Annotated in this window: 24 protein-coding genes; 10 read left to right on the forward strand and 14 right to left on the reverse strand. The window is 67.7% G+C overall.

All coding sequences use genetic code 11. The features are described from left to right. Positions 1–5: 5 nt before the first annotated feature. Both F0U60_RS48435 and F0U60_RS48440 read right to left on the reverse strand, forming a co-directional pair. A complete protein-coding gene (locus F0U60_RS48435; protein WP_395810941.1) occupies positions 6–869 on the reverse strand; it encodes a hypothetical protein in 864 nt (287 codons plus the stop codon). Beyond that, on the reverse strand, positions 866–1,993 hold the full coding sequence (locus F0U60_RS48440) for an AAA family ATPase (protein WP_395810943.1): 1,128 nt from the start codon (positions 1,991–1,993) through the stop codon (positions 866–868). The genes F0U60_RS48435 and F0U60_RS48440 overlap by 4 nt, the downstream gene beginning before the upstream one ends. Positions 1,994–2,220: 227 nt before the next feature. Here F0U60_RS48440 and F0U60_RS48445 point away from each other — a divergent pair, with 227 nt between their 5' ends. From F0U60_RS48445 to F0U60_RS48455, 3 genes are all read left to right on the forward strand, one after another. Next, entirely contained in the window at positions 2,221–2,940 is a 720-nt protein-coding gene (locus F0U60_RS48445; protein WP_395810945.1) for a glycosyltransferase family 2 protein, read from the forward strand. An 80-nt stretch (positions 2,941–3,020) separates the two neighbouring features. Beyond that, the gene (locus tag F0U60_RS48450) at positions 3,021–3,584 is read left to right on the forward strand and encodes a hypothetical protein (RefSeq protein ID WP_395810947.1); all 564 of its coding nucleotides are present in this window, start codon (positions 3,021–3,023) and stop codon (positions 3,582–3,584) included. A 241-nt stretch (positions 3,585–3,825) separates the two neighbouring features. Continuing rightward, positions 3,826–4,860 carry a rod shape-determining protein gene (locus F0U60_RS48455; RefSeq protein WP_002621977.1) on the forward strand — a complete coding sequence of 345 codons (1,035 nt, stop codon included), beginning with the start codon at positions 3,826–3,828 and terminating at the stop codon, positions 4,858–4,860. Between the two features lie 149 nt (positions 4,861–5,009). Here the strand turns inward: F0U60_RS48455 and F0U60_RS48460 are convergent, their stop codons facing one another. Genes F0U60_RS48460 through F0U60_RS48475 form a run of 4 tightly spaced genes read right to left on the reverse strand, consistent with a single transcriptional unit; the run spans position 5,010 to position 9,249 of the window. After that, on the reverse strand, positions 5,010–6,167 hold the full coding sequence (locus F0U60_RS48460; RefSeq protein WP_395810949.1) for an ABC transporter permease: 1,158 nt from the start codon (positions 6,165–6,167) through the stop codon (positions 5,010–5,012). Positions 6,168–6,170: 3 nt separating this feature from the next. Continuing rightward, on the reverse strand, positions 6,171–7,331 hold the full coding sequence (locus F0U60_RS48465) for an ABC transporter permease (protein ID WP_395810951.1): 1,161 nt from the start codon (positions 7,329–7,331) through the stop codon (positions 6,171–6,173). Next, a complete protein-coding gene (locus F0U60_RS48470; protein ID WP_395810953.1) occupies positions 7,328–8,023 on the reverse strand; it encodes an ABC transporter ATP-binding protein in 696 nt (231 codons plus the stop codon). The genes F0U60_RS48465 and F0U60_RS48470 overlap by 4 nt, the downstream gene beginning before the upstream one ends. Then, positions 8,020–9,249: an efflux RND transporter periplasmic adaptor subunit gene (locus F0U60_RS48475; RefSeq protein WP_395810955.1), complete on the reverse strand. Its 1,230-nt coding sequence runs from the start codon at positions 9,247–9,249 to the stop codon at positions 8,020–8,022. The genes F0U60_RS48470 and F0U60_RS48475 overlap by 4 nt, the downstream gene beginning before the upstream one ends. Before the next feature lie 224 nt (positions 9,250–9,473). Here F0U60_RS48475 and F0U60_RS48480 point away from each other — a divergent pair, with 224 nt between their 5' ends. Further along, on the forward strand, positions 9,474–9,692 hold the full coding sequence (locus F0U60_RS48480; protein ID WP_395810957.1) for a DUF2171 domain-containing protein: 219 nt from the start codon (positions 9,474–9,476) through the stop codon (positions 9,690–9,692). Positions 9,693–9,714: 22 nt separating this feature from the next. Here the strand turns inward: F0U60_RS48480 and F0U60_RS48485 are convergent, their stop codons facing one another. Beyond that, a complete protein-coding gene (locus tag F0U60_RS48485; RefSeq protein ID WP_395810959.1) occupies positions 9,715–11,103 on the reverse strand; it encodes a phosphatidylglycerol lysyltransferase domain-containing protein in 1,389 nt (462 codons plus the stop codon). A 181-nt stretch (positions 11,104–11,284) separates the two neighbouring features. Here F0U60_RS48485 and F0U60_RS48490 point away from each other — a divergent pair, with 181 nt between their 5' ends. Then, positions 11,285–12,016: a hypothetical protein gene (locus tag F0U60_RS48490; RefSeq protein ID WP_395810961.1), complete on the forward strand. Its 732-nt coding sequence runs from the start codon at positions 11,285–11,287 to the stop codon at positions 12,014–12,016. Next, positions 12,013–12,588 carry a hypothetical protein gene (locus tag F0U60_RS48495; RefSeq protein WP_395810963.1) on the forward strand — a complete coding sequence of 192 codons (576 nt, stop codon included), beginning with the start codon at positions 12,013–12,015 and terminating at the stop codon, positions 12,586–12,588. The genes F0U60_RS48490 and F0U60_RS48495 overlap by 4 nt, the downstream gene beginning before the upstream one ends. Positions 12,589–12,727: 139 nt before the next feature. On the opposite strand, the gene F0U60_RS48500 is transcribed toward F0U60_RS48495, so the two are convergent. The 3 genes from F0U60_RS48500 to F0U60_RS48510 all read right to left on the reverse strand — a co-directional run bounded on the left by F0U60_RS48500 (position 12,728) and on the right by F0U60_RS48510 (position 15,203). Then, positions 12,728–13,393 (reverse strand): hypothetical protein, encoded by a 666-nt coding sequence (locus F0U60_RS48500; protein ID WP_395810965.1) that lies wholly within the window; start codon positions 13,391–13,393, stop codon positions 12,728–12,730. 31 nt (positions 13,394–13,424) lie between these two features. Beyond that, complete coding sequence (locus tag F0U60_RS48505; RefSeq protein ID WP_395810967.1) at positions 13,425–14,555, reverse strand: mannosyltransferase family protein; 1,131 nt, start codon at positions 14,553–14,555, stop codon at positions 13,425–13,427. A 78-nt stretch (positions 14,556–14,633) separates the two neighbouring features. Continuing rightward, a complete protein-coding gene (locus F0U60_RS48510) occupies positions 14,634–15,203 on the reverse strand; it encodes a HutD family protein (protein ID WP_395810969.1) in 570 nt (189 codons plus the stop codon). Positions 15,204–15,307: 104 nt separating this feature from the next. Between F0U60_RS48510 and F0U60_RS48515 the strand changes: the two genes are divergently transcribed. After that, a complete protein-coding gene (locus F0U60_RS48515) occupies positions 15,308–17,011 on the forward strand; it encodes a trehalase family glycosidase (RefSeq protein ID WP_395810971.1) in 1,704 nt (567 codons plus the stop codon). Positions 17,012–17,039: 28 nt separating this feature from the next. On the opposite strand, the gene F0U60_RS48520 is transcribed toward F0U60_RS48515, so the two are convergent. Continuing rightward, positions 17,040–18,326, reverse strand: coding sequence for an MFS transporter (locus F0U60_RS48520; RefSeq protein ID WP_395810973.1), 1,287 nt, complete (start codon positions 18,324–18,326; stop codon positions 17,040–17,042). A 728-nt stretch (positions 18,327–19,054) separates the two neighbouring features. Between F0U60_RS48520 and F0U60_RS48525 the strand changes: the two genes are divergently transcribed. From F0U60_RS48525 to F0U60_RS48535, 3 genes are all read left to right on the forward strand, one after another. Next, positions 19,055–19,615 (forward strand): hypothetical protein, encoded by a 561-nt coding sequence (locus F0U60_RS48525; protein ID WP_395810975.1) that lies wholly within the window; start codon positions 19,055–19,057, stop codon positions 19,613–19,615. Positions 19,616–19,775: 160 nt separating this feature from the next. Continuing rightward, positions 19,776–20,360 (forward strand): pyridoxamine 5'-phosphate oxidase family protein, encoded by a 585-nt coding sequence (locus F0U60_RS48530; RefSeq protein WP_395810977.1) that lies wholly within the window; start codon positions 19,776–19,778, stop codon positions 20,358–20,360. A gap of 343 nt (positions 20,361–20,703) precedes the next feature. After that, positions 20,704–21,435, forward strand: coding sequence for an immunity 52 family protein (locus tag F0U60_RS48535; protein ID WP_395810979.1), 732 nt, complete (start codon positions 20,704–20,706; stop codon positions 21,433–21,435). Positions 21,436–21,716: 281 nt separating this feature from the next. On the opposite strand, the gene F0U60_RS48540 is transcribed toward F0U60_RS48535, so the two are convergent. The 3 genes from F0U60_RS48540 to F0U60_RS48550 form a co-directional block, all read right to left on the reverse strand. After that, positions 21,717–21,845, reverse strand: coding sequence for a hypothetical protein (locus F0U60_RS48540; RefSeq protein ID WP_395810981.1), 129 nt, complete (start codon positions 21,843–21,845; stop codon positions 21,717–21,719). A gap of 94 nt (positions 21,846–21,939) precedes the next feature. Continuing rightward, positions 21,940–23,727: an ABC transporter ATP-binding protein gene (locus F0U60_RS48545; protein ID WP_395810983.1), complete on the reverse strand. Its 1,788-nt coding sequence runs from the start codon at positions 23,725–23,727 to the stop codon at positions 21,940–21,942. Then, positions 23,724–25,532: an ABC transporter ATP-binding protein gene (locus F0U60_RS48550; RefSeq protein ID WP_395810985.1), complete on the reverse strand. Its 1,809-nt coding sequence runs from the start codon at positions 25,530–25,532 to the stop codon at positions 23,724–23,726. Before F0U60_RS48550 ends, F0U60_RS48545 begins: the two co-directional genes overlap by 4 nt. Positions 25,533–25,628 lie beyond the last annotated feature (96 nt).

A 25,628-nucleotide genomic window follows, 5' to 3' on the forward strand; every position in this document is an offset into this window, starting at 1 on the left:
GCCCATCAGAGGTTGCGCAGGACGCGGGCGTTCTTGAAGTCCGCCGTCGCCGGGTGTCCCTGCCCGGGAAAGGGATGGGGCACCCCGAGCCGGTCGGCGATGTCCTCGAAGAGCGAGCGGGCGAGACGGACCCGCTCGGTGTGCGCGAAGACACGCGCCCAATCCAGCTTGCGCAGGGCTTCGGCTCCCCCCTTCGTCTCGACGTAACGGTCCGTGTAGGGGTTCGTCGGGTCGCAGAGGAAGCGCAGGTAGTGCTTCGGATGCCGGGCCCGCTCCGGCAGGGGAATGGCCCAGGACTTCCGCTTCGGGCTCTGCTTGTGCGCAACGTCGGGATGGTTGAGGAAGTCGGGGTCGCCCGTGACGAACGCCTCCAGGTCGATTGACGACGCATCAACCTGGGAAGGCCGGCCCGCGCCCGCGCGCACGAGTGCCTCCGGCTCGGCGAAGAAGTAGGCCTCGATCATCGGAGCCAGCAGGTGAAACGAGCAACGCTCCCGGACGCGCTGGGTGACTTTGTCGCGCGTTGCCTCGGACGTCCACGTATGACGGGCGAGGTGCGCATGAACCGCGTCGCGGACTCTGCTGGCCACCAGCTCGGGATGGGGCGCGTTGACCAGTTCGAGGTCGTCAATCGCCACCACGAGGTCTGGCGGCTCCTCCTCGACCGCGGCCACGAGACTGGCCGCGAACTTGTCGAGCGTCGTGCCTGAACCAGCAGCTTCGGGAAGCTCCCGGACATCGGCGCTCGTGAACGACTCGACCCGGTCGAGCAGCTCGAACCGGACCTCGGGGAAGACGCGTGCAAGCGAGTCACACAGTCCCTTCTGCTCACATTTCCCCGTGACGATGAGCCCGACGCTCGCGCTCACGCCTCATCCGCTCCCGCTGGAGCTCCGTACTTGAGGTCCTTGTAGAGGTCTCCCAGCGCAAAGTGGGCCAGCCAGCTGCGCTTCTTCAAGCTGTCGAGTGGTACCGGCAGCACCTCCTCGCCTGGCTCCATCACGAACACCTTCTCCGGCAACTCCTTGAAGGTGTCGAGGATGACCGGAGAGTGCGTCGCCAGCAGCACCGTCACGTCATGCGCGTCGGACCACTCGCGGAAGGCCTCCATCAGGCGGCGGAGGGTGAATGGGTGCAGGGCATTCTCGGGCTCGTCGATGGCGAGCACGGCTCCCGGTGCCGATGAAGCAACGGCACAGAGGTGGATCAGCGCGACGAGGAACCCGTCTGGGAGCAGCACGGGCGTCAACGAGTGGCCAGCCGGAGTGTGGACCTCGCAGGACACGATGTTCGCCGCGATCGGGAAGGAGAAGTCCGAGAACAGTTCCGGATAGCAGTCCCGCATGGTGTTGAATACGAAGGTCCAGCGCTCCCGCTGATCACGTCGGTTTCGCCAGTTCATCAGGACCGCGAAGAGGTTCCGTCCGTCATCGTTCAGCCGGAGGTCTCCACCCAGGAGCGAACCCTCCCGACGGAGACTTGCGAGCGCGTAGTGATGATGATGGCGGTAGGAAGAGAGGAGTTCCACGAGTCGCCGCGTCGACTCAGGGACCCCATCAAGACCATCCTGGTAGATCAGATCGCGCAAGCCGACATCGTTGGGAGAAGCATCGCCGAGCACCTCATCCATACTCCCGTCGAACTCAGCGGAGAGGACATCCCCGTCAGTGATGCGCTCGTAAAGAGGAATGCGTGCGCCACCTGGGCCCAGGGAGACCTCAGGACTGAACTCCCAGATGGCGCTATCGACACGGAGCTTGAAGGAGATCCGCTCGCCCTTCTCCGCCTCGAAGTGACGCAGGCCGTATGCCCCTCCATGCCCGGCAATCGCATTCGTGAAGCCACTCCGATACGTGTCCTGCAGGAGCTGAAGCACGTCGATCAGCGTCGTCTTCCCGCTCCCGTTCGGCCCCACGAGGGCACATACGCCCGAGGGGCTCCAATCGACACGGCGGAGGCCGCGGTAGTTACGCACGCTCAGTGTGAACGCCATGTTCCACCTCTCGCGGAAAGCCCGATTGCCCTCCAGCCATCATGGCCATCCGGCCGGACAGGAGCCATAGCGCGAATACCCCGGGTGTCGCGCCCGATTCGTCGCGGGCCTCCGAACGCCCTCCCAGCCAGGAAGAGCACGGATACCCGCCTCCAGTACCGCCCCTGGAGGAACCCCCCACCGAAGAGTCGCGCGAGGGGCGGAAATCGGGTAGAGCCCCCCTCGCCATGCTCGTCTCTGTCGTCATCCCCGTCTACAACGAGATCTCCACCCTCGCCGAAATCCTCCGCCGCGTCACCGCCGTGGACTTCCCCAAGGAGCTCGTCATCGTGGACGACTGCTCCCGGGATGGTAGCCGCGAGTTGCTCCAGCGCCTGGCCAACGAGGGCCTGTCCGCCATCGGCGGCACCCCGAAGAACCGCAACGACGTGCGCGTCCTCTTCCAGGAGAAGAACCAGGGCAAGGGCGCGGCCCTGCGGCGCGGCTTCGCCGAGTCCTCCGGGGACATCGTCATCATCCAGGACGCGGACCTCGAGTACGACCCGCGCGAAATCCCCCGCGTCATCCAGCCCATCGTCGATGGCGACGCGGACGTCGTCTTCGGCAGCCGCTTCACCGGCACGCCCCGGCGCGTCCTCTACTTCTGGCACTCGGTGATGAACCAGTTCCTCACCATGCTCTCCAACATGGCCAGCAACCTCAACCTCACCGACATGGAGACCTGCTACAAGGCCTTCCGCGCCGAGGTCATCCGGTCCGTGCACATCGAGGAGGACCGCTTCGGCATCGAGCCCGAAATCACCGCCAAGGTGGCTCGCGGCGGCTGGCGCGTCTTCGAGGTGCCCATCAGCTACCACGGGCGCACCTACGAGGAGGGCAAGAAGATTGGCTGGAAGGACGGCGTCCGAGCCCTCTACGCCATCGGGAAGTACGCCATCAAACGCTGAGAGCCCTTCTGCCCTCCTGCGGCTGCTCCCTTGCTCGCCCCCCAGGTGCTCTTTTCGAGAAGGGTCCCTACTTTCAGGGCGTGCTACCGCGATTCCTCCTCTATGGGTGTGCAGGCTGGGTCATGGAGGTGTGCTTCACCGGCATGAGTGCCGCCCTCTTCGAGAAGGACCGGGCCGGCACGGCGAAGACGTACCTCTGGATGCATCCCATCTACGGCGCCACGGCGCTGGGGATGGAGCTCCTCCATGACCGGCTGCGCTTCCTGCCTCGGCCGGTGCGGGCGCTCGCCTACACCGCCGTCATCTACGGGGCCGAGTTCACTACTGGATGGTTGCTGCGCAAGGGGCTCGGCCGCTGCCCCTGGGACTACGAGAAGCACGGCTGGAGCGTGAAGGGGCTCATCCGCCTGGACTATGCCCCCTTCTGGTACGCCGCCGCCCTGCTCTTCGAGCCCGTGCGCGAGGCGCTCCTGCGCATTACCAGCGAGGCCCTGCGCCAGACGCCCGAATACCGCGAGGCCGTGGAAAATGGCGCCGTGGTTGAGCCTCAGCACCTCTCCCCCGTCTCTGCCGAGCAGGAGGCCGGGGAAGCGGCGGACACCTTCCTCCTGGCCGAGAAGAGCGACTTCCACCCGGTTTCCTGAGAGGGGCCAAGGAGGCGAGCCCGCTGTGGAGAAAACCCCTCACTCCGGACCTTCTCTCAGAGGGAGAAATAGGGAGCGAAGCGAGAGGACAGGGGGCCCATCGGGTTGGACGCTCTCCGGCCGGGCCCTCCACTTGACAGTTGGCTTTTCTTCCTGGGTTGGCCCCTGCGTAGTAGGTTGGCGCGCGTTCCCTTTTGGTGCAGGGAAATGACGAAGCACCTCTGAAAGTTTCCGCCCCCGTATGTTCGACTGGCTCCACACCCTCTTTTCGCGTGACCTCGCCATCGACCTGGGCACGGCCAACACGCTCATCTACATCCGCGGTCAGGGAATCGTCTCCAACGAGCCCTCCGTGGTGGCCGTCCAGCAGGACGCGCGCGGCGGCAAGAAGGTGCTCGCCGTGGGCAAGGAGGCCAAGGAGATGCTCGGCCGCACGCCGGGCAACATCGTGGCCATCCGCCCCATGAAGGACGGCGTCATCGCCGACTTCGAGATCACCGCGGCGATGCTCCGCTACTTCATCCAGACGGCGCACAACCGTAAGTCGCTCGTCAGCCCGCGCATTGTCATCGGCATCCCCTCCGGCATCACCGAGGTGGAGCGCCGCGCCGTGCGCGAGGCCGCCGCCAACGCCGGAGCCCGTGAGGTCTACCTCATCGAGCAGCCGATGGCCGCGGCCATCGGCGCCGGCCTGCCCGTCACCGAGCCCAGCGGCAACATGATTGTCGACATCGGCGGTGGTACCTCCGACGTCGCCGTCATCAGCCTCGCCGGCATCGTGTTCGCCAAGAGCGTGCGCATCGGCGGCGACAAGCTGGACGAGGCGATCATCCAGTACGTGAAGCGCAAGTACAACCTGCTCATCGGCGAGCGCACGGCCGAGCTCATCAAGATGGGCATCGGCACCGCGTACCCCACCGAGGAGGTCATGACCATGGAGATCAAGGGTCGCGACCTGGTGGCCGGCGTGCCGCGCACGCTGACGGTGAGCAGCGACGAGGTGCGCGACGCGCTCGCCGAGCCCGTCAACGGCATCGTCGAGGCGGTGAAGCTCACGCTCGAGCGCACGCCGCCGGAGCTGGCCGGTGACATCGCGGACCGCGGCATCGTGCTGGCCGGTGGTGGCGCGCTGCTGAAGAACCTGGACACGCTGCTGCGTGAGGAGACGGGCCTGCCGGTGTTCCTCGCCGAGGATCCGCTGTCCGCCGTGGTGATGGGCGCGGGCAAGGCGCTGGAGACGCTCGACATCCTCCGCCAGGTCTGCCAGCCAGGCTGAGCCTGTGCCTCCTCCCCTCTCCCTTCGGGAGAGGGACGGGGTGAGGGTACCTGGGACCTCGGGTTGGGTCCCAGGAGGCCCTCGTCACACGGGTGAGGGCACGGGACCGCGTACCCTCACCCTGACCCTCTCCCAGAGGGAGAGGGAAGCTAGGCGCGCAAGGCATCGAGGATCGACAGCCGCGCGGCTCGCAGGGCGGGCAGCATCCCGCCGATGACCCCCATCAACGTCCCGAAGACGAGCGCCGCCACCACGATGCCCGGTGTCGGCGTGAAGCCGAAGCGCACCTCGGCGAACGTCTGGAAGTTGAGCGTCCGGATCTCCATCCACCGCGTGGCCAGCGCCCCCAGCGCGCCCAGCACCCCTCCGGCCGCGCCCAGCACCGCCGACTCGATGAGGATGCTCGCCAGCACGCTGCGCCGCCGGTAGCCCACCGCCCTCAGCATCCCCAGCTCGCCCAGGCGTGCCGCCACCTGCGCGTACATGGTGATCATCGCGCCCAGCACCGCGCCCACGCTGAAGATGAGGGACACGAAGAGCCCCAGCACCCGGATGAACGTGGCCAGCCACGTGGCCTGCTCCGCCCAGTACTCGGGCTCCGGTTTCGCATCGAGCGTGAAGCGCGGATCCTTCTCCACCTGCTGGATGAACGTGTCCCGGGCCTGCTCCGAACCCGTCCGCACCACAACAGCGCTGAACCCCGGCCGATCAAAGGCGGCCCCCAGCCGGTTGACGTCCACCCACAGCTCAGACTCGTAGGCCCCGCCCTCGGCGGTGAACACGCCCACCACCGGCCAGCGCTCCTCGGCGAACACCAGCTCCCCTCCCAGGTACGCCCCCGGCGAGCGGCCCACCAGGGCCTCGCCCAAGGCAATCTCGTTCGTGCCCACCCGCGGCTCCCGGCCCGCAGTGAGCCGCACCGTGGGCCGGATGGCGAAGCTCTCCGGGCCAATCCCCCGCGCGTTGATGTTCGACTCGTTGCCGTTCCCTCGCGGCAGCAGCACGGGGACGATCAGCTCCCCAGCCACCAGTGGCTCCCCCTCCGGAGAGGAGGCCACCTGCGGCGCACTGCCCAGCGCGCGCAGCGCATCGCGCTCCACGTTGCTCATCAACTCGCTGGTGGAGCCCTCGGCCAGGAGGACGACGTTGCGCGGGTCTCCCCCGGAGGCGAGCGCTGACTCAATACCGTTGGCCAGCATCAGCACGGCGGCGAAGACGAAGACAACGAGCCCCAGGCCCAGCACGGTGAGCCCCGTAGACAGGCGCCGCGCCCAGAGGCTGCGCGTGTTGTAGTAGAGCGGGATCATCGCTCAAGCCACCTTCCTCAACCCCTCGGCCACTGGAATTCGGATGGCCCGCAGCGCGGGGATGGCCCCGGCCAGCAGCGCCACGACCACGGCCGCCAGCGCCCCGAACACCAACGTGCTCCCACGCATGAACTCCGCGGGGAGGCCTCCCATCTGCGAGCCAACGAGCGCGACGAAGCCCCGGATGAGCGGCGGCGCGACGAGCACGCCCAGCCCCGCCGAGGCCAGGCCGATGGCCAACGACTCGAAGAGCACGAGCATCACCACCCGCCCGCTCTTGAAGCCCATGGCCCGCAGTGTGGACAGGTCGCGCGTCCGCTCGCGCACGCTCATGGCGAGCGTGTTGCCGATAACCAGCAGGATGATGAGCAGGATGACGGTGGCCACCACCTGCACCGCGGTGATGATGGCCGACAGCATGGAGATGAAGCCCAGGGTGGCCGCGCGCTCGCTCTCCGTGCGCGTCGGGTAGGGGCTGTTGGCGAACATGGCATCCACCGCCGAGGCCACTGCCGCCGAGCGCGACGGGTCCTCCACCCGAATCATGAAGGCCCCTACCCGATCCTTGCGGTCCTTCGGCAGCTTCTCGTTGAGGCAGCGGAAGCCGAAGAAGAGCGAACTGGTGTCCAGGGTACCGGTGCGCACGTCGTAGATGCCTCGCACGGTGAAGCTCCACTCGCCCGGGTAGATGGTGCCCTTGAGAGTCACCCGGTCCCCCTCCTTCCACCCATAGCGCTTCGCCAGGTCCTTCCCAATGAGGGCGCCACAGGGGTCCTCCTGGAAGGCCACCACCTGCTGAGGGGGGACAACGAGCTCGTCGAAGACCCGCATGAAGGAGGGAGGATCCACGAACGCGGAGCCGAAGAAGTCGCGCTGGGACTCGCCATAGCGTCCACCGAAGAAGCCGTAGAAGGTGAGGTCATCTACCCCCGGCACGGCGGAGATGCGCGTCTGGTACGACAGGGGCAGGTCCGCGGTGATGGACGCCTTGGCGCGCGTGAAGAGCCGGTCCGCCTGGGCCGACTCCGCGCTCGAGTAGAAGAGGTCCACCACGGTGCGCAGGAAGATGAAGGCCATCACCCCCACTCCACCCGCCAGCACCGTGAGCGCCAACCGCAGGGGGTTGCGCAGCAGGTCCTTCCACACGAGCCGCCCGAACGTCATTGCAGCGCCCCCTTCTCCAGGTGTCGCACCAGGTCGGCCCGCTCGGCGGCGTGGGGGTCGTGCGTCACCATCACGAGCGTCTTGTGTAGCTCGTGGTGCAGCACCTGGAAGAGGTCCAACACCTGCTCAGCGGACTTGCGGTCCAGGTCACCCGTGGGCTCGTCCGCGATGAGCAGGTCCGGATCCGTGACGATGGCTCGGGCGATCGCCACGCGCTGCTGCTCGCCTCCAGACATCTGCGGGGGGCGGTGCTTCATCCGGTGGCCCAGGCCCACCACCTCCAGCGCGGCGGCCACGTGCTCGCGACGCTCGGCGCGGGAGAGGGGCGAGAGCAACAGGGGCAGCTCCACGTTCTCCGCTGCCGTGAGCACCGGCAGCAGGTTGTACATCTGGAAGACGAAGCCCACGTGCCCCGCGCGCCAGTCCGACAGCTCCTTGTCGCTCATGCGCGCCAGGTCCTGCCCGCCCACCTCCACCACCCCCGTCGTGGGCCGGTCCAATCCGGAGATGAGGTTGAGCAGCGTGGACTTGCCCGAGCCGGACGGGCCCATGAAGGCCTCGAAGGACCCAGCGGGGATGTCCAGGTCCACATCCTCCAGCACGGGCACCACGATGTCGCCACGCCGGTAGGCCTTCGAGACCCCCCGGAGCCGGATGAAGGGAGACGTCACTTCCACCGGCGTGGTGCTCATCCTTCCTCCGTCCGCACCTTCACCTTGCGCCCCGGACGCAGGTTGCCCTCGGGCGCCACCACCACCTGCGTCCCCGGCTCTGGCCCCTGGGCCAACGCCACCTCGTCCCCCACCTTCCGGGCGACCTGCACCGGCTGGCGCTTCACCCGCCCGTCCTGCACCACCCACACCACGGACTGCCCACCGTTCTGCACCACCGCCGCCGCCGGCACCCGCAGCGCCGCGTCCTTCTTCTCGAGCGCATCCTGCGGCAGCTCCTCCTTCAGGAAGGCCACACGCGAGCCCATGTCCGGCAGCACGCCCGGGGGAATCTCCTCGAACGCCACGTTCACGTCCGCTGTGGCCTTGGAGCGATCAATGGCCGGACGCACCGAGCGCACCGTCGCGCGGAAGGCCTGGTCCGGGTACGCATCGAGGAAGACGAGCGCGGGCTGTCCCAGCTCGATGCGCGGGAGCTGCTCCTCGCTCACCTCGGCCTCCACCTCGAGCGCCCCCAAGTCCACCAGCTCGACAATGCCGCCGATGTTCTCCTGCTCGAGCGCGGCGGGCGCGAGCACCGCTCCCTCATCGGCCAGCTTGCGCACCACGGTGCCTGAGAAGGGCGCCCGCACCACCGTATGGGACAGCTGTAGCGCCGCGGCCTCCGCCGCCCGTTGGGCCGCGACGAATTGAGCGCTCGCCGCTTGCTCCTCCGCGGTGGACGCATGGGCCAGGGCCTGCGCCTCCTCCAGATTTGCCCGGGTGATGACGTCCGCCTTCGCCAGCAGCTCAGCCCGCCCCAGGTCACTGCGCGCTCGCGTCGCCGTGGCCCGCGCGGCGATGAGCTGCTGTTGGGCCGCCAGCAGCTCGGCCTGGGCCCGGGCAGCCACCACCCTCGCGTCCCGGTCATCCAGGCGGGCGAGCACCTGCCCCTTCTTCACCGCATCGCCCTCGTCCACCGCCACTTCCACCAGCCGTCCCGCCACCTGGGCTGCAATGACGGAGTGACGGCGCGAGGAGACATAGCCGGCTGCTGTGAGCTCGGTCTGCTGCTCTCCGGGACGGGCCTCACGGACCTCGGCCACGCGCACGCTGGGGGCACGCCCCATCGTCCCCGCCGCCACCGCGAGGAGCAGCAGGACCCCGAGCCCCGCCCACAACGGCCACCGGCGTGCGAGCTTCCGTCGAGGATGAACCGAGCGGTTGATCCTCAGCGCGTCCAACCTCTGGGCGTGGGCTTCCGCCATGGGTGCCTCCCCCGTGCGACATGAGCCCTCAGGAGAAAGTAGGTGGAGGCGTCGGGTGTGACTCAAACCGCCAACCGCCCGTGCACTCCTCAACCAAGATGCACGGCTGTCCCTCCCTCCCTCTGGGAGGAGGCAGGTGGCACGGGAAGGAGTCCGCTCGCAGTGTTGTCTCAAGGGACGTTTCCCCTCAGTGACACACGTCACACGCACATGGAGGAGCCAAGATGATCGACCCTGGAGACATCCACGAAGGCATGACCGTCAGGGACACAGACGGGCGGAAGCTCGGAACGGTGTCGAACGTGGGGGATACCCACTTTGAGTTAGGCCAGGGCTCGCCTGCTCGACGGGACTACATGGTGCACTACCACCGAGTGGCGCGCGTGCAGGGCCGGGAAGTGTTCCTCGCGAACGCGCCCACCGCGGTGCCTCCCGAGGATTGACCCCGCCAAGCGTGCGGCGGACTCAAGTGGGCTCGAGCGTCGGGTGGTGGCGCGCCCAGAAGAGCAGCACCGCCACCACGGAGGGCGCGAGCACAGCCACCCCCAAAATGAGCCAGTCACCCAGCCCTCGCGCACGAGGGACGTTGTAGAGAAGTGCCTCGAGCAGGGTGAGGCACGCGTCTCCAGCGATGACGGAGCCCAGCAGCGTGGCCAGCCAGGTGCGCCAGCGACGCACGAGCGAGAAGAGCCCCACCGTCAGCCCCACATCAAAGAGGACCCAACCCCACTGCACCAGCGGTGAGGGAAAGCGGTGGGCATTGGCCGGCAGCGCGAGCAACACCGTCCAGGGCACCAGCAGCACCGTGACGAGCCACACCAGCAGCTGTGGCCGGCGCAGGAGCGTGGCCACGCCGAAGCGCGCCAGGCTCCCCTGGGCGAAGGCCGTTAAGGCGTCGTACACCGGCAGGGGCGAGCCGTGCCGCGCGGGCCAGGCCAGGTGGATGCGGTCCCACGCATGCGGACGCAGCCGCGCCTTGAAGGCTCGCAGCCCCTCGAAGTCATAGAGCGGGGTACCGACCAGCCGAGCGGCACGCAGCCAGCCCGCCACCTCACCTGCCAGCGGCGCGAGCCCCAGCGTCAGGTAGCTCCGTCCCTCCGCCGCTGCCGCGCGCATCACCCCATCCACCAGCAGCTCCGCGGTGCCATTGGGTGCCTTCTTGTCTCGCAGCAGGTGCTGCACGAACCAGCCATTGCGCGCGTACACCGGCACCGCAGATAGGAAGGCCACCACCTCCCCGTTCCGCTCCGCCACAAAGGAGCGCCGCTCATCCGCCCAGGCATACGGGGAGAGCTGCACCAGGAAGCCCATGGGCGCCATCCGCCGGGAGCGCAGCCAGCGCTCCATCAGCCGATCCACCCCTGCCCGCAGGGGGTGTGCGGGGTCCTTCAGCTCGGCCGGTGACACCTCGCGCACCGTGACGCCCTTGGCCCGTGCGCGGCGCAGCTGCTCGCGCAGGCTCCGGCTCTCGCGCACGCCCTCCTCCCAGCGCCGAGGGTCCCAGACGGGCTGCTCGCCAATGGACAACCCCTTCACCGGAGCCGCGTCCAACATGCGCTGCTCGGTGGCGAAGAAGCACAGGCGCCGGCCCGAGGCAGCCGCGTGCGCCTCGAAGCGCTCCGACACCTGCGCAATGCGCTCATACGGGGCAATGGGGGCACCAGCCACCACCCACGCATGCCCCGTGTCCACGTACGCCACGCACGCGTCGTCGCCGTCGAACCAGTACGAATACCCCGGCTCCAGCACCTGGAAGGACGTGGCGTTCCAGCCGTAGCGCTTGAGCAGCGCCAGCACCCGCTGGTGCTCCATGTCGATACCGTCATGTCTGTCGGTAGCATCCGAGGAGCTCATACAATCGTCCGAATACGTTCCGCCGGGGACGTCCGCAAGGTCTCTCTCCAAGGTCGGGTTGTCCGAGCCCCAGGCGGGCTGTCGCCGTTTGTCCACGACGCTACACGCCCCGTGCGTGTGACAGCGCGGGCACGAGCGCGGTACACCAGGGGTCTCCGTGTCCTCTCAAGGAGTGACTGGGTTGATCCCTCGATACACCTTTCCCCGTCTGGGGCGCCTCGCCGCGTCCGGGCTCTTCCTGTGGGCACTCGTTGCCCTCATCCAGCCGAGCGTGGCCCACGCCTTCAACCACGCCGGCAACGCGCGACTCCTCTCCTCGGATGAGGCCGCCGTCATCAAGCACCCCGTGCTCGGCCTGCAGCGCTCGGCAGTGCCGATCGCGCTGGGCTTCGCGGTGGACACCTCTGTCCTCGCGGACGCGGCGCTCGCGGCCAACCTGGGCGTGCGCTGGGGGCTGGAGGCCGGGCCTCACCGCTTCGTCGTCGGCGCGCGCTACACGAAATTCCTGGGCAATGAGCTCCTCAAGGACTTCGTCACCTCCCAAGAGCCGGCGGTGAAGAACTTTGAGATCGACTTCCAGGGGCCCAGCGCCTACGCCCTGTACGGCCTGCAACTCGGCCGGGTGCTGGTGCAGGCCGAGGTCCGGCACTGGCGCTACCAGACCACGACCACCACGGCCACGGGCGCGGTGGTGCTCAACCTCATCGGCCACTTGTCCATCGTCGGTGAGCTCGGCGTTCGGTTCAAGGATGGCTACCCCCTGCGCGGCGCAGCCGGCATCCGCTATGCCGGGGAGAACTTCGGCTTCTCACTCGGCGCCGCCTACGTGGACCTGACCGAGCCCCTGCTGCCCATCAACGACGGCCGCATCCCCGTCCTCCCCACCTTCGACCTGTCCTGGACCTTCCAATGAGACGCCACTTCCTCGCCCTGCTCTGCCCGCTGCTGCTCACCGCGTGCTCCGCCGAACTGGCCGTGGACACGCCGCCTCAGTCGGTGACCATTCCCGTCACGTCGGTCATCAAGCCTGTCTACGTGGAGGTCGCCGTCGACATGCCCGCCGAGACGCAGGAGCTCAACGTCGACGTGAAGGACATCAGCGTCTCCCTCAACGTGTTCAACCCCTCGAGGGCGTTCACGCTGAAGTCGTCCGCGCGGCTGTCTCTCACGGGCAACGCCACGCCGGACAAGCCCATCGTCTACAGCGACAACAACCCGCCTCCGTACTACGCCACCGCCGAGGAGTTCCTGCCCGAGGCCTCCTACCCGCCCAACACGCGCACGCCGGTGTTCACCGACTCGCCCACGCTCGTGAAGGCCATTGGCAAGAAGCGCGTCTGGGTCATCGTCAACAACACGGTGACGCAGGCGGGCATTGGTGATGCGCTGCCGCTGGAGCTCCGGCTGGAGGACATCGTCCTGCACGTCGTCGTCTCCAAGCCCTTCCAGGGGCTGGAGGGCGCGCTGGGCCCCAGCGGGCTCTGAGAGAAGTGCGGAAGCCGGGCCCGAGACCCGCCCGGACCCGGCTCCCCGCTGTGACGACACGCGCCACGGGCTCCCCCCTCCGGCCCGCGCAAGGACGTTTCCTAGCGCACAGGTCTGACATGCCCCGGGAAGCCCGGCGTCATCGCGTCCGGCCCGCGGGGGGAAGCGCGAGCGAGCGGTACACCTTCGACTCGTTGAAGGTGGGAATGTCCGTGGGGCGCTGCCCCCACCAGTTCATCACCAGCGTCACCCGCAGCCGCGAGGTGCCCGGCAGCTTCCCGTCGGGAATCTGGTTGTTCGCATCCAGCACGCCGTGGGTGAGGTCCCCCCGGAAGTAGGCGAAGCGGTTGGGCCTGGGCGCCACGAGGTCAAAGTCAGCCGTGTCTGGCGCGAGCGACGGGTTGTCCTCGCAGGGCAGGGCCTTCGTCACCGCGAGCGCCCCACCCCGGACGCTGTTCATGAACAGCAGGGAGGTGAAGCGCGGGTGCACGAGCGGACCTCCGCGCAGGGCGAGCTTCTCGTCTCGGTCCTGGTGGAAGTCCACCTGCACGTCCGTGGTGCGCATCCGGGAGAACCACCACTCGACGCCCGCGAGGCCCCGGCGCAACGGCACGCGCGGACGCAGCTCGAGGATGATCTGCTCCACGATGTTGGTGGGCTCGCCGAGGTCGAACCAGAAGGTCGTCTGGTACGTCTGGCGCAGGCGCTCGGTGCCCAGCGCGCGGACCTTGCGCCACAGCCGCGAGAAGTCAGCGTCAGGGAGGGCGTGGTCGTGGATGTGGACGAGGGGAGCGCGAGGAGGCATGGCGGGGCGGGACTCTACGCCATCCAGGGCGTCAGTAGGCCCAGACGCCAATGATGAACCCGTGCGTCACCTTGTGGTTGAAGACCAGGATGTAGCCCGCCACGGGCCAGCGCAGCCAGGCCGGCCACGTGGCGAGCCAGTCCCCCAGCAAGAACAGCAGGGGGAAGAGCACCGCGCCGAACCGGAAGGCATTCGAGAAGTCCCCCTGCGGCAGCATCACGACCAACGAGAGCAGTCCGTACAGAGCGAGTGGCCAACTCTTGCGAAGCATCGCCACCGAGAGCGCGAGCAACAGGGCGAAGAAGATGCCTCGCCTCAGCGACCACCCGCCCAGGTGCTGCCCAGGGTTTCCGTACCAGAGGGTGCGCAGCGCGCCCCACGCGGAGTCCACGTGTTGCCAGTTCGCCTGGGCATGGAAGTGCGCGAGAGCATCTCCCGTGTCTATCCACTCGACGGCCAGCAGGCCTCCGAACGCCGCGAGCGTCAGGGCGCCGACTCCGGCGAAGCGGATGAGCCGCTCACGCCCTCCTTGCGCGCGCTCGGCCAGCAGGAGCGCCGCAACCGCAGCCACGAACATGCCTTGGTTGCGCGTCCACACGCACAGCCCGGCGAACAGCGCCGTCAGCCAGAACCGCTCATCCCAGGCGGAGAGAAAGGCGCCCAAGGACAGCAGCAGGAACAGCCCCTCGGTGTGATGCGAGTGCAGGGCGTAGCTGGCCGGGGTGTAGAGGAAGAAGAACCACCCCCACATCGTCCGAGGGGCGAGCGGGAAGACGTTGTCCCGCTCCAAGCCTCGCCGCTGCGCCCAGAAGACGAACGCCAGCAGGCAGACGGAGGACAGGACGCAACCCACCACCTGGGGCGGCACCGCTCCCCCGAGGAGCGCCCGTACCAGCCGCACCGTCATGGGGTAGAGCGGCAGGAACGCCCACTGGTACGGGGTGTACCCCTGCGTCGCGATGGTGCTGTAGAAGGAGGAGTCCCAATGCAGCAACCCCTGGAGCAGCGGGAAGCCTCGGCGGTGCGCGGTCCACGCCCACAGCCCGAAGTGGTGGACCAGCATGAGCGAGCAGAGGCCCAGTGCGAAGAACCACAGCCTCCGCGGTGAGCCTGTGTCCTCCGTAGCGCCGAACCCGGACGAGGCTGTCTCCACCTTGCTCATGCGCGGCCCGGTGTACCACTCGCGCGACCTGTCCGACAGTCGGACAAGTTCGAGAAGAACGCGCCCGGGAGGTCCTCCCTACCCTCTGCGGGTCAGGTGGATGGAGATCACCGTGGCGCCCTCATCGCTCCGCAACACCCGCGACCCTGGCGCTTCGAGCCAGAGCGTCTCCTCCTGGGCCAGCGGTGTCCCGGACAGCTCTGCACGGCCCGCCACGCCATGGAGCACCAGGCTCCCCGTTCCCGCGACCGCGCGAGTCCCTCCCGGAGCCAGGTGAACCACCTCGAGCGTGGCTTCGGCCAAGGCGCGCTCCACCATGAGGTTGAAGTCGCGCACCGGACCCGCGAGCAAACGGCAGTGGGTCTCCGCCTCGCCGGGAAACACGAAGGGCGGTGAGCGCGGGTCGAGCACCACCTCCGGCGCGCCCCCGAGGGACAGCGCCATGCCCGCTCCCTCCAGCACCAGGATGGTCCGCTCGATGCCCGGGAACACGGAGAAGGGTCCGGAGGCCGCGACCGAGGCAATCGACAACCGAGCCAGGAAGCGAGCGGGCTCGGAGGGATGAGGCAGCTTCAACAGCTCACGGGTCACCCCGCCCCCGTTCTTCCAGGGCATGTCACGGTAGTCAGAAGGTCCGAGTCGTCTCATCACCCGTCCAACATGGCACGTCCCAGCCCGCCGTCCCATTGCATGCCTCCACCGGCATGACGAGCTTCACCCTCGTAAAGCCTGTCCGGGAGGGGGAAAGGCACATGCAAGGCACTCGACGCTCGCGCTTGCCCGCATGGGTACCCGGGCTCATCGTCACGCTCTCGCTGGTCGCGAGCGCCGCACCCGCCCAGGTCGGACGCGAGTACGGGGATGTCCGCGCGTACATCTCGCGGAACTGGGAGGTGCTGACACGCACCATGGACAACTGCGAGGTCCTGAAGGATCCCAAGGTCCCGGAGCGCTCTGTGCTCTACCTGCCCAAGGATCTGCCCGAGCCCGCGTCCGTCCAGCAGCTGCGTCGACAATGCCCTCAGGTACGAATCCAACGCCTGCCTTCGGACATCACCGCGCCAGGCCAGGTGGACGTGCGCGCCTTCGAGGCGCAGGGGCTGCTCTACCTGGAGCATCCGTATGTCGTGCCCGGCGGCATGTTCAACGAGATGTACGGTTGGGACAGCTACTTCATCATCCGCGGGCTGCTGCGTGACGGGCGAAGAGACCTGGCGCAGAACATGGTGCGCAACTTCTTCTTCGAGATCGAACACTACGGCGCAGTGCTCAACGCCAACCGGACCTACTACCTCACCCGCTCGCAGCCGCCCTTCCTCTCCTCGATGGTGATGGCGGTCCACGACACCTTGGGGAAGGAGGAGAGACGCGCGTGGCTGGCCGAGGCCCACCCCTACCTGGTCCGCGACTACGAGATGTGGACCCAGGGAGCGCACCTGGCGGGAGACACGGGGCTGTCGCGCTACTTCGACCATGGCCAGGGGCCGGTCCCCGAGCTCTCCACGCACGAGCGCTACTACCGCGATGTGGTGGGCTACCTCGTGCGCCACCCCGAGGAAGGCAAACCCTTTCTGCGCGAAGTGGACCCGAAGGCCCCCGCGCCAACTCCGACGAGCCCCGTGTTCACCCTGCAGGTGTGTGAACAGACCGTCGGAACGACCTCCTGCACGACTCAGGAGACCCTCGCCCTCACCGAGGACTACTACAAGGGCGACCGCTCCATGCGCGAGTCCGGGTTCGACATCTCCTTCCGCTTCGGGCCCTTCAGCGCGCGGACCCACCACCACGCTGGCGTGGACCTGAACAGCCTGCTGTACAAGACGGAGACGGACCTGGAGCGCATCAGCACGGCACTGGGCCGCGCCGATGAAGCGCGTACCTGGCGAGAGCGCGCCGCGCGACGCAAGCAGCAGGTGGACCGTTACCTGTGGGACGTCCAGCGCGGCATGTACTTCGACCATGACTTCGTGACGGGCCAGCGCTCGACCTACGAATACGCGACGACCTTCTACCCGCTCTGGGCGGGGCTGGCGTCTCCCGAGCAGGCACGGGCCGTGGTGAGCAACCTCTTCCACTTCGAACAACCCGGTGGGCTGGCGATGAGCCGGCAAGACACCTCCACCCAGTGGGACTACCCCTATGGGTGGGCGCCCCTCCACCTGCTCACCATCGAGGGGCTGCGCCGCTACGGCTACGACCTGGACGCGGACCGGCTCTCTCGGAAGTTCCTCGACATGGTCGCCGAGAACTTCCGCCGCGATGGGACCATCCGGGAGAAGTACAACGTGGTGACGCGCTCGTCGGAGATGAAGCACATCGTGGGCTATACGGAGAACGTCGTCGGTTTCGGGTGGACCAACGGCGTCTTCCTGGAGCTGCTGCACGGCCTCCAGCCGGAGCCCGCTCGCCGCGTGGGACGCAAACCGCCCCCTTCGAGGAGGGAGCAGCGCCCGTAGTCGCAGCGGCGGCCTTCGGAGCCCGCGCTCAGTCCGAGGTGGTGGCCTCGGCCACACCGTCCGCGGGCAGGGGCTCGCGAGCGGCGCGCTCCACATCATCCACCTGCCGCAATTCGGGGAAGGCCCAGGCCCAGAGCCCCACCACCACCAGCGTCCCCAACGCGCCCGCCACCACCGAGGACACCGCGCCAATGTGCTCGGCGAACGCGCCCGCGCGGAACTCCCCCAGCTCGTTGGAGGCCCCCACGCACATCATGTTCACCGCGCCCACGCGGCCTCGCATGTCATCCGGCGTGGACACCAGCTCGAGCGTGCCTCGTATCACCACGCTCACCATGTCGGCGGCGCCCGCCACCGCCAGGGCCAGGACGGACAGGGGCAGCGAGCGGCTCACGCCGAAGACGAGCGTCGCCACGCCGAAGATGGCCACCGAGATGAACATCTTCCAACCGGCGCGCCCACCCAGCGGACGCGTGGCGAGGAGGATGGCCACCACCGCCGCACCCGCTGCCGGTGCGCTGCGCAGCAGCCCCAAGCCCCAGGGCCCGGTGTGTAGCACGTCTCGCGCGTAGATGGGCAGCAGCGCCACCGCTCCGCCGAGCAGCACCGCGAACAGGTCCAGGGTGATGCTGCCCAGCAGCAGCCGCTGCCGGCGCACGAAGCGGAACCCCGCCAGGAGCGTCTCCAGGGAGAACGACTCGCTGGAGGCGCTGCCCGTCCTCACCTTCAGCGAGAGCATCCACACCACGGTGAGCGCGCACAGGGTCGCCGAGCCGATATAGGCCCCCGTAGCGCCCGCCCATCCATAGAGGACACCACCCACGGCGGGACCGGCGATGGTGGCCACCTGCCAGGTGGTGGAGTTGATTGCAATGGCACGCGTGAGTTCCTCGGGGGGAACCAGGTGCGGCGTGATGGCGGAGCCCGCGGGCGAGTAGAAGGCACGCGCGGTCCCGAAGAGCACCAGCACGCCGTAGACGAAGCGCACGTCCTGGATGTGGCCCAACGTGAAGGAGAGCAACAGCAGGCTGCACAGCAGCATCACCGTCTGGCACACCACCAGGATGAGGCGCCGGTCCACGCGATCAGCCACCTGCCCGCCGATGAGACAGAAGGCGAAGAAGGGCAGGAACTGCGCCAGCCCCGTGTAGCCCAGGGCCAGAGCGCTGCCCGTCAGCTCGTACACCTGCCAGCCGATGGCCACGGACTCAATCTGCACGGCGAGCACCGCACACAGGCGTGCCAGCTGGTAGATGCGGAAGTCACGGTGACGGAAGACGGAAGGAGGGGCGGCTGACGGGTCGGGAGAGGCCATTCTGGAGGGCGGCTCTAACGCAAGCGTCGCGCTCCCGCCAGTCACAGAAGAAGCGGGCAAGCCAGGGAGCGACAGGTGGGCTCATGGAGGAGACGAGCGCCCTACGCCTCTCGCTGGAGCGAGGCCACATCCACTTGCGTCAGGCCCGCTTGGAGCCGTGCCGCCCGAGCCATCTCCCCCAACCTCTTGGACAAGCGACGCCGCAAGGCGTCCTGCGTCCCAGACTGGTTACGACTCCCGCCCACTGCCGGAGACCGCTCGGAAGTTCTGGTCACGTCCCACCAAAAAACAACGCCCCGCCGAGAGCTGCCAGGCATCTCGGGGAGCGTTGTAGACAGTGCCCCGCCATGACGCGGGAACACCGTCGCTGGGAGAACTCGCCATCCACATAGGCACACCGCTGGCAGTCGGTGGAAACCGCATGTGACTTCTGCGGTAGATATCCCAGCACAACTTCCCAGGACGCGAGACGACAGTAACTGCTCGCCGGGCCCCGTCGTGACGAGACTCCCTGCGACGCGGCCGTTTGCGGGAGGGAGACGGATGGTTTTGGATGACCCAGGGGAACCCCTTAGACCGGAATCCATAGCCATGAGCGCCGGAATGCAATCATCCAGTTTTACAGGAAATTCTTCTAGATAGGGCCTTGATTTGAAATTGAATAGCTAACAGTGCTAGTAAAGCATTGGCTTCGGCCCACCCCTGTACAATCCAATCAGGAGAACACCATGACGAGGAACGTGAAGCGTTTCCTGGCTGCCTCGCTGCTGTCCCTCACGCCGTCGATCGCGTTCGCCGAGCAGGTTGAGTCCGGCTTCTTGGACCTCCTCTCCCCGCGTGACGAGTACGTCACCATCCGGGAGGTGGCGGTCCAGGTTCCCACGCTGCGCAACGGGCCGGTGGCGTCCGTCGCCCCCGCCCTGGAGAACCTCCTCGTCCTCAACCAGACCGGCGTCAACATCTCCCTGGGAATTCAGGTGCTGACGGGGACGCTCAACGGCGTGTTCAACCCCTATCCTGTGCCCACCGCCACCTATGGCGGGTTCCAGGTCAGCGCCCCCGCCCCCACGCCGCTGGTGGCCCAGCAGTACTACTGGACGGTTGATCCGGCGAACCCGGCCGGCGCGAAGACGTGTGTCTGGCGGGTGGAGGTCAGTGACGTCGGCGGTTCCTGCTCGGCGCAGGTCTTCTACGGCACCTACGGCGGCGCCGTCTGTACGGTCGACGCGGTCAACTCCTTCATCGACCCAACCACGTGTGAGACGCAGATCGTCACCATCATTCAGTGAGCTGAGCCGTGCACCGTCTGGGGTGGCTGCGCAGACAGCCACCCCAGGGGGGAGGGTTTGAGCCGAACGCTTCCGGCGGCGCCGCGTCATCCCCTGAGCCGCACATCCGCGTGGCCGGGCGAAGGCGGAGGGGCTACCGTGCCGGAGGAGGTCCGCCCCCATGGCGAAACAGTTCCCACAGCTCGAGCCCGCCCACCGTGAGTTCATCCAGCGCCAGCGGGTGTTCTTCACCGCGTCCGCCGCGGCCACCGGTCACGTGAATCTCTCACCCAAGGGGCTCGACGCACTGCGCGTGCTCGGAGAGAAGTCCGTCGCGTACCTCGACCTCACCGGCAGCGGCAACGAGACGGCCGCGCACCTGCTCGCGGACGGGCGCCTGACCCTCATGTTCTGCGCCTTCGAGGGGCCGCCCCTGATTCTGCGCCTCTACGGGCGCGGCCGGGCCGTCCGTCGCGGCAGCGCCGAGTACACGCGCCTGCTCGCCTCCGACTTCGGCGGCGTGGAGCCGCTGGGGGCCCGTCAAATCATCGTGCTCGACATCGACCTGGTGCAGACCTCATGCGGCTACGGCGTGCCGCTCTTCGAGTACACCAGCGAGCGCCCCACGCTCACCAAGTGGGCCGAGGCCAAGGGCCCGGAGGGACTCGACACCTACCGGCGAAAGAAGAACGTCCGCAGCCTCGACGGGCTGCCGACCGGCCTCCTGGACGAGGAAGCCGACGGAAGTGGAAGCCCCACCGCCTGACGTCAGGGAATGGGCGTCCGGCCCTGGCCCGCGGCGCGGGAAGCTCGCCGCGGCAGGGGCCAGGCGCGCACCTGCTTCCAGTCCCAGAAGACAGGCGCTCCAGAGGGCTGGGTCTACCGTGTCCGCACCGGTCCTGGGCCCAAGGACTTCGTGGACTTCGACGGCTTCAAGAACGGCGCGCTCCTGGAGGTCAAAGGTCCTGGCTACAAGGCGCGTCTCGAGAAGATGCACTCCGTGCGGCCAATGGAACTCCCATCGAGTGGCATTTCGCTGAGCCAGAGGTGGCTGCTCTCGTGCGACGCCTGCTCCAGGAGAAGAGCATCCGCAAGCTCTAGGTCCTCCCATGAATGAATCATACTACGTAGGAACCTACTGGCTGGTACGGAGAGAGACAGCCGTAGCCTGTGCCCAGCGCACCGAGGCCTTCTTCAATCTGCTGGCCCGATGTGACCCAAGCCTCTGCCAATGGTTCGAAAAGGGCAGAACCCAAGAAGAGGCACTGCAACACCGCTTCGAATCCGATGCGGCGAGCATTGCGAAGGTGTTCAGCCGGCAAGAGACAAGAGAAGGACGCTTCGCCGACGAAGGCTTCTCTCTCGCGCTCTGGAATGGTCAGACCCACGAAGCGGCAAGCGGCCTCTCCCTGCTTTGCGGCGATGCCTCGGTCTGGGTCTCCAACAACTGTGTGATGAGACCGCCCAGAGAAGGTCTCGCTGCGGAACGCATGCTGCAAGCCCCCGTCCTCGCGCGGATCATGCACGCCATGGCTGTGGCCTTCGAGCCCGAGTGGGGCATCGCCACTTCCCATGAGCTTCGCGAGCTGGTGGCGCCAGAATCCGCCGAGGGCGGCACCTTCATCGGCTGGCTCACGTACTTCGCCCACCGCCGAGGCCCCCTGCCGCCCCTTCCCTCTCCTGTCCACACCGAGCCCGTGGAGGACAAGGGCACGCTCGTCATCCTCTCCCCCGAGCGCTTCACCGCCTCCAATCCCGCCCACGTGGCCCTGGCCCGCGACGTCTCCGAGCGCCTCGCCCGGGCAGGTCTCCTCACCCCCCTACGCCCCTGGAATGAGTGAATGACGCCGTTCATCGCTCTGCCGAGGGGATGTCCTTTCTCGTACGCCAACACACTCCGCCTGCCTCCACACCGCACGCTAGCGAACACGTCCACCGCGAAGGTCCTGCGCAGCAGCTCTGCGAAAGTCCACTCGTGGCGTCCTCTCCCTCATCGGTTCCTTCCTGGCCGCTGCCTCAAGCGCCACCCTCACCTCCTCCTCACCTGCTTGGGGGAGCGGATGTTCTGTCATCGTCGTCACCAGGAGCTCGACCGCGGGGGTGCAGGACAGGGATGCAGCACCTACCCCTCGGTCACCCGCCGTAACTTCACGCGGGGGCCGCCACTGGCGTCGGCGTCGATATAGGCCACCAGGTAGTGGCCCGGGGCCGTTGCGGCAATGGCCTCGGGATATGGCCATCCACGACTCACCTCGAGTTCCGACCCCGGAACGACCTCGGCCAGTGCGGAGAGATAGATGCCCAGACCCTCGGCGATCGCGGGGCTCTGTTGCGTCTCGCCAGAGTCATGGTTCCACTCCTGCTCGTGCGTGTTCGGTCATCTTGCGGCCCAGCCGCCATCCCTTCGCGCGCTCCTGCTCCCGCCATAACGTGGCGTACACCCCGGCGCGGGAGAGGAGCTCCTCGTGCGTTCCGGTCTCTGCCACACGGCCGCGGTCGAGGACGACGATGCGGCTCGCGCGTCGCACCGTCCGAAGTCGGTGGGCGATGACGACGACCGTCTTCTCATTCACGAGCTCATCGATGGCGCGCTGGATGTCGGCTTCCGCGGAGGCATCGACCGAGGCCGTCGCCTCGTCGAGGAGCACGATGGGGGCATCCTTGAGGATGGCTCTGGCGAGCGAGAGCCGCTGCCGCTCGCCACCCGAGAGCGTCCCCCCCGTCTCGCCCAGCTCCGTGTCGTAGCCCTTCGGAAGCGCGCGGATGAAGTCGTGCGCCCGCGCTGCCTTCGCCGCACGTTCGACCTCTTCGCGGGACGCATCCGGCCGACCGACACGAATGTTCTCGAGGACCGTGCCGGAGAAGATGACGACGTCCTGGAAGACCATGGCGATGTGACGATGGAGCTCCTCGAAGGGCACGTCGCGGATGTCGACGCCGCCCATGCGGATGGAGCCCTGGCCACGCGGGACGTCCCACAGCCGAGCCACGAGATGAACCAATGTCGACTTCCCGGATCCTGACACCCCCACGATCGCCGTGAGCGATCTCGCCGGGAAGCGCACCGAGACGCCCTCTATCACCCGCCTGTCCTCGTAGGCGAAGGAGACATCGTCGAACTCGATGTCGAAGCGTGAGATCGGCGGGGCCGGCGCGGCGGGCTCGCTGAGAGGCTTCTCGGCGAGCAGGCCATCGACACGGTCAAGTGCTCGTTGCGAGCCACGGAGCATCAGGAGCGCCACACCGAACTCTCCGACCTGCCGAAGCACACCGACCGCGACGACGAGAAACACCAGCAGCGTGCCCGGCGAGACGGCGCCATCGAGGGCAAGCGAGCTCCCTGCGAAGGCCACCACGACGAACCCCGCCTCGATGACGAAGCCAGCGACGGCGAGCAGCGGAGATGGAAGCACCTCCGTGCGGATCAACGCGTCGCGAAGTCGCTCCATCGCCTTCACGAGCCGCTGATACACCTCACCGTACCTCCCGAACCCGCGGACGACAGCGATACCCTGCACGTACTCGACGATGCGCGCGTTGGCGTCGGCGGTCGCCTCCAGCACCGAGCGTTTCTCGCGAACGAAGAGGGGCGTCGTCGCGGCGAGCACGACGAGCGCCACCGGCAGCGTCGCCAGTACGGCGAGCCCGAGGCGGAGCTCGAGAGCGCAGAGACCGAGCCCCACGACCAGCGGCAGGGCCAGGCTGGCCGCGAAGACGCCGATGATGTGCGACCAGACGTCTTCGACGAAAGCCATATCGGTCGTGAGCACGCCCGCCAGATCGCCGCTCCGGTTCTTCGTGAAGAAGCCCATGGGGAGGCGTCTCAGGTGGTCTGCCGCTCGGATGCGCGCCTGTCCCATCAAGGCGTGAGCTCCGACGAAGATGTTCGCCATCGCGGACTGCGAGAAGAGCATCCTCACGAGGACCGCCACGACGATGCCCGCGGTGACCTTCCACGTGAGGCCCAACGTGAGCCGATGTTCGAGCGCGGCACGCACGAAGAAGAGGACAAGCGCGTAGGGGACGGCCGTTGCCATGGCCTCGCAGAGCGCGAAGACGAGGCCCCTGCGCAAGCGCGCATCCTTGCGCCCCGCGAGGCGCTCCCCGAGGTTGAAGAGCTCGGCAATCATCATGCCACCTCCGCGGAGGCCAACCGTTCCTCGACCCTCGCTCCGAGGGACCAGTCGAGCGCATCGGTGTGGTCGGCCCAGAGCCTCTGGTAGAGGGAGCAGCGCGCGAGCAGCGCCGCGTGCGTGCCCTGGTCCTGGATCCTGCCGGCGTCGAGGACGACAATGTGATCTGCCGTGACGACGGTCGAGAGTCGGTGGGCAACAACGAGCACGGTGCGGCCCTCACAGAGCGTGGACAGCGCTTCCTGGATGCGAGCCTCGCTCTCCGGGTCGGCGAACGCGGTCGCCTCGTCGAGGAGGAGGATAGGGGCATGCTTGAGGAGAGCGCGCGCGATGGAGAGGCGCTGCTTCTCACCGCCCGACAAGCGTGCGCCGCGTTCGCCAAGCACGGTCTCGTAGCCCTGCGGCAGTGCGCTGATGAAGTCGTGGGCCTGCGCCGCGCGGCACGCTTCCATGATCTCATCGTCCGTTGCGTCCGCGCGAGCAAGCCGCAGGTTCTCGCGCACCGTTCCGTGGAACAGGAAGACGTCCTGGAACACCATCGCGATGCGCGAGAGGAGGATGTCCAGCGGCAACTTCCGGACATCGACTCCTCCGAGCTCGACAACCCCGGACGTCGGCTCCCAGAAACGGGGAATGAGCCGAAGCAGCGTCGTCTTGCCAGCCCCTGAAGGCCCCACCAGGGCCGTGACCTTCCCGGCCGGTGCTTCGAAGCTCACGCCTTCGAGCACGCTGCGTCCTTCGTCGGTGTACTGGAAGCAGATGTCGCGGAACGCAATGCCGTCGTGAGCAGGCCGCGCGTCGCTCGTCGGGCCCTCGAGGTCTGGCGAGGAAAGAATCTCCCGGATGCGAGCGTTGCCGGTCTTGAGCCGCTCGACGTTGCCCCACGCGAACACGAGCCGGAGCATGGACGTCAGGAGCTGAGGCCCCAGCACGAGGAAGAGCACGAGCGACTCCAGCGACAGGGTGCCCTGCACGTAGAGCCATCCGCCCACCGGGACGAGCACGACGAGGCTCGAGCCGATCAGCGCACCGAAGACGCCGTAGCCGCGACCGTTGGTGCGCATGAACCCCTCCATCCACGCGAGCCCTTCCTCGCTCGAGCGCGCGAGGTCGCCGAAGCGCTGAGCCGACAGCCCGAAGGTCTTGATGACGTGGATGCCGCGCAGGTACTCGAGAAGCGAGGCGTTCATGCGGTCCTGGATCCCGTTCCACTGCTCGTGCGCCTTGCCGGCGTCGCGCATCGCAATCGCCATCGCGGCGATCGCGAGCGGCGCGGCGCCGATGCTGGCCAGAGCCATCCGCCAGTCCGTCCAGAGGAGCGCGATCGCCGTGGAGATCGGAACGATGAGGGCAGCGATACCGTCGGGAAGGTTGTGCGCGACGAATGCCTCGACCTGATTCACGTCGTCCATGAGCGTTTTCTTGAGCTCCCCCGTCGAGCGGCGGCTGAAGAACGACAGCGGGACGGCGCCGAGCTTGCGGGCGAGCCGCAGCCGCAATTCGTGGAGGATGCGGAACGCCGCAACGTGCGCGAACATGTTGGCCGCGGCCACGAAGGCGTATCGGACCCCGAGGGCCACCACCGCGACGAGCGCCAGGGACCGCAGCTCGCCGAGGCGCGGGGGCTCCGCATAGATGGCCGTTGCCATCTTCGCGACGACCACGAACGGCACGAGTGCCAGTGCCGCCGCGATCGTCGCGCTCAGCGCTGAGGCTCCAACCATGGGCCACTGGAGTGCGAGGAACCTCCCCAGGCCCACGACGGGCTTCGCGCCTCTTCCGTCAGAGACGGCGCGCGCGCTCATGCATGCCTCGCTTGACGAGCCGGGCGCCCCTCGTCCGTGCCCGGTGCCCGCGATACCTTCTGCAGCGACAATTTGAAATCGCCAATCATTATCATA

It is taken from the genome of Archangium minus, from assembly GCF_044360475.1.
Taxonomy (GTDB): domain Bacteria; phylum Myxococcota; class Myxococcia; order Myxococcales; family Myxococcaceae; genus Archangium; species Archangium minus.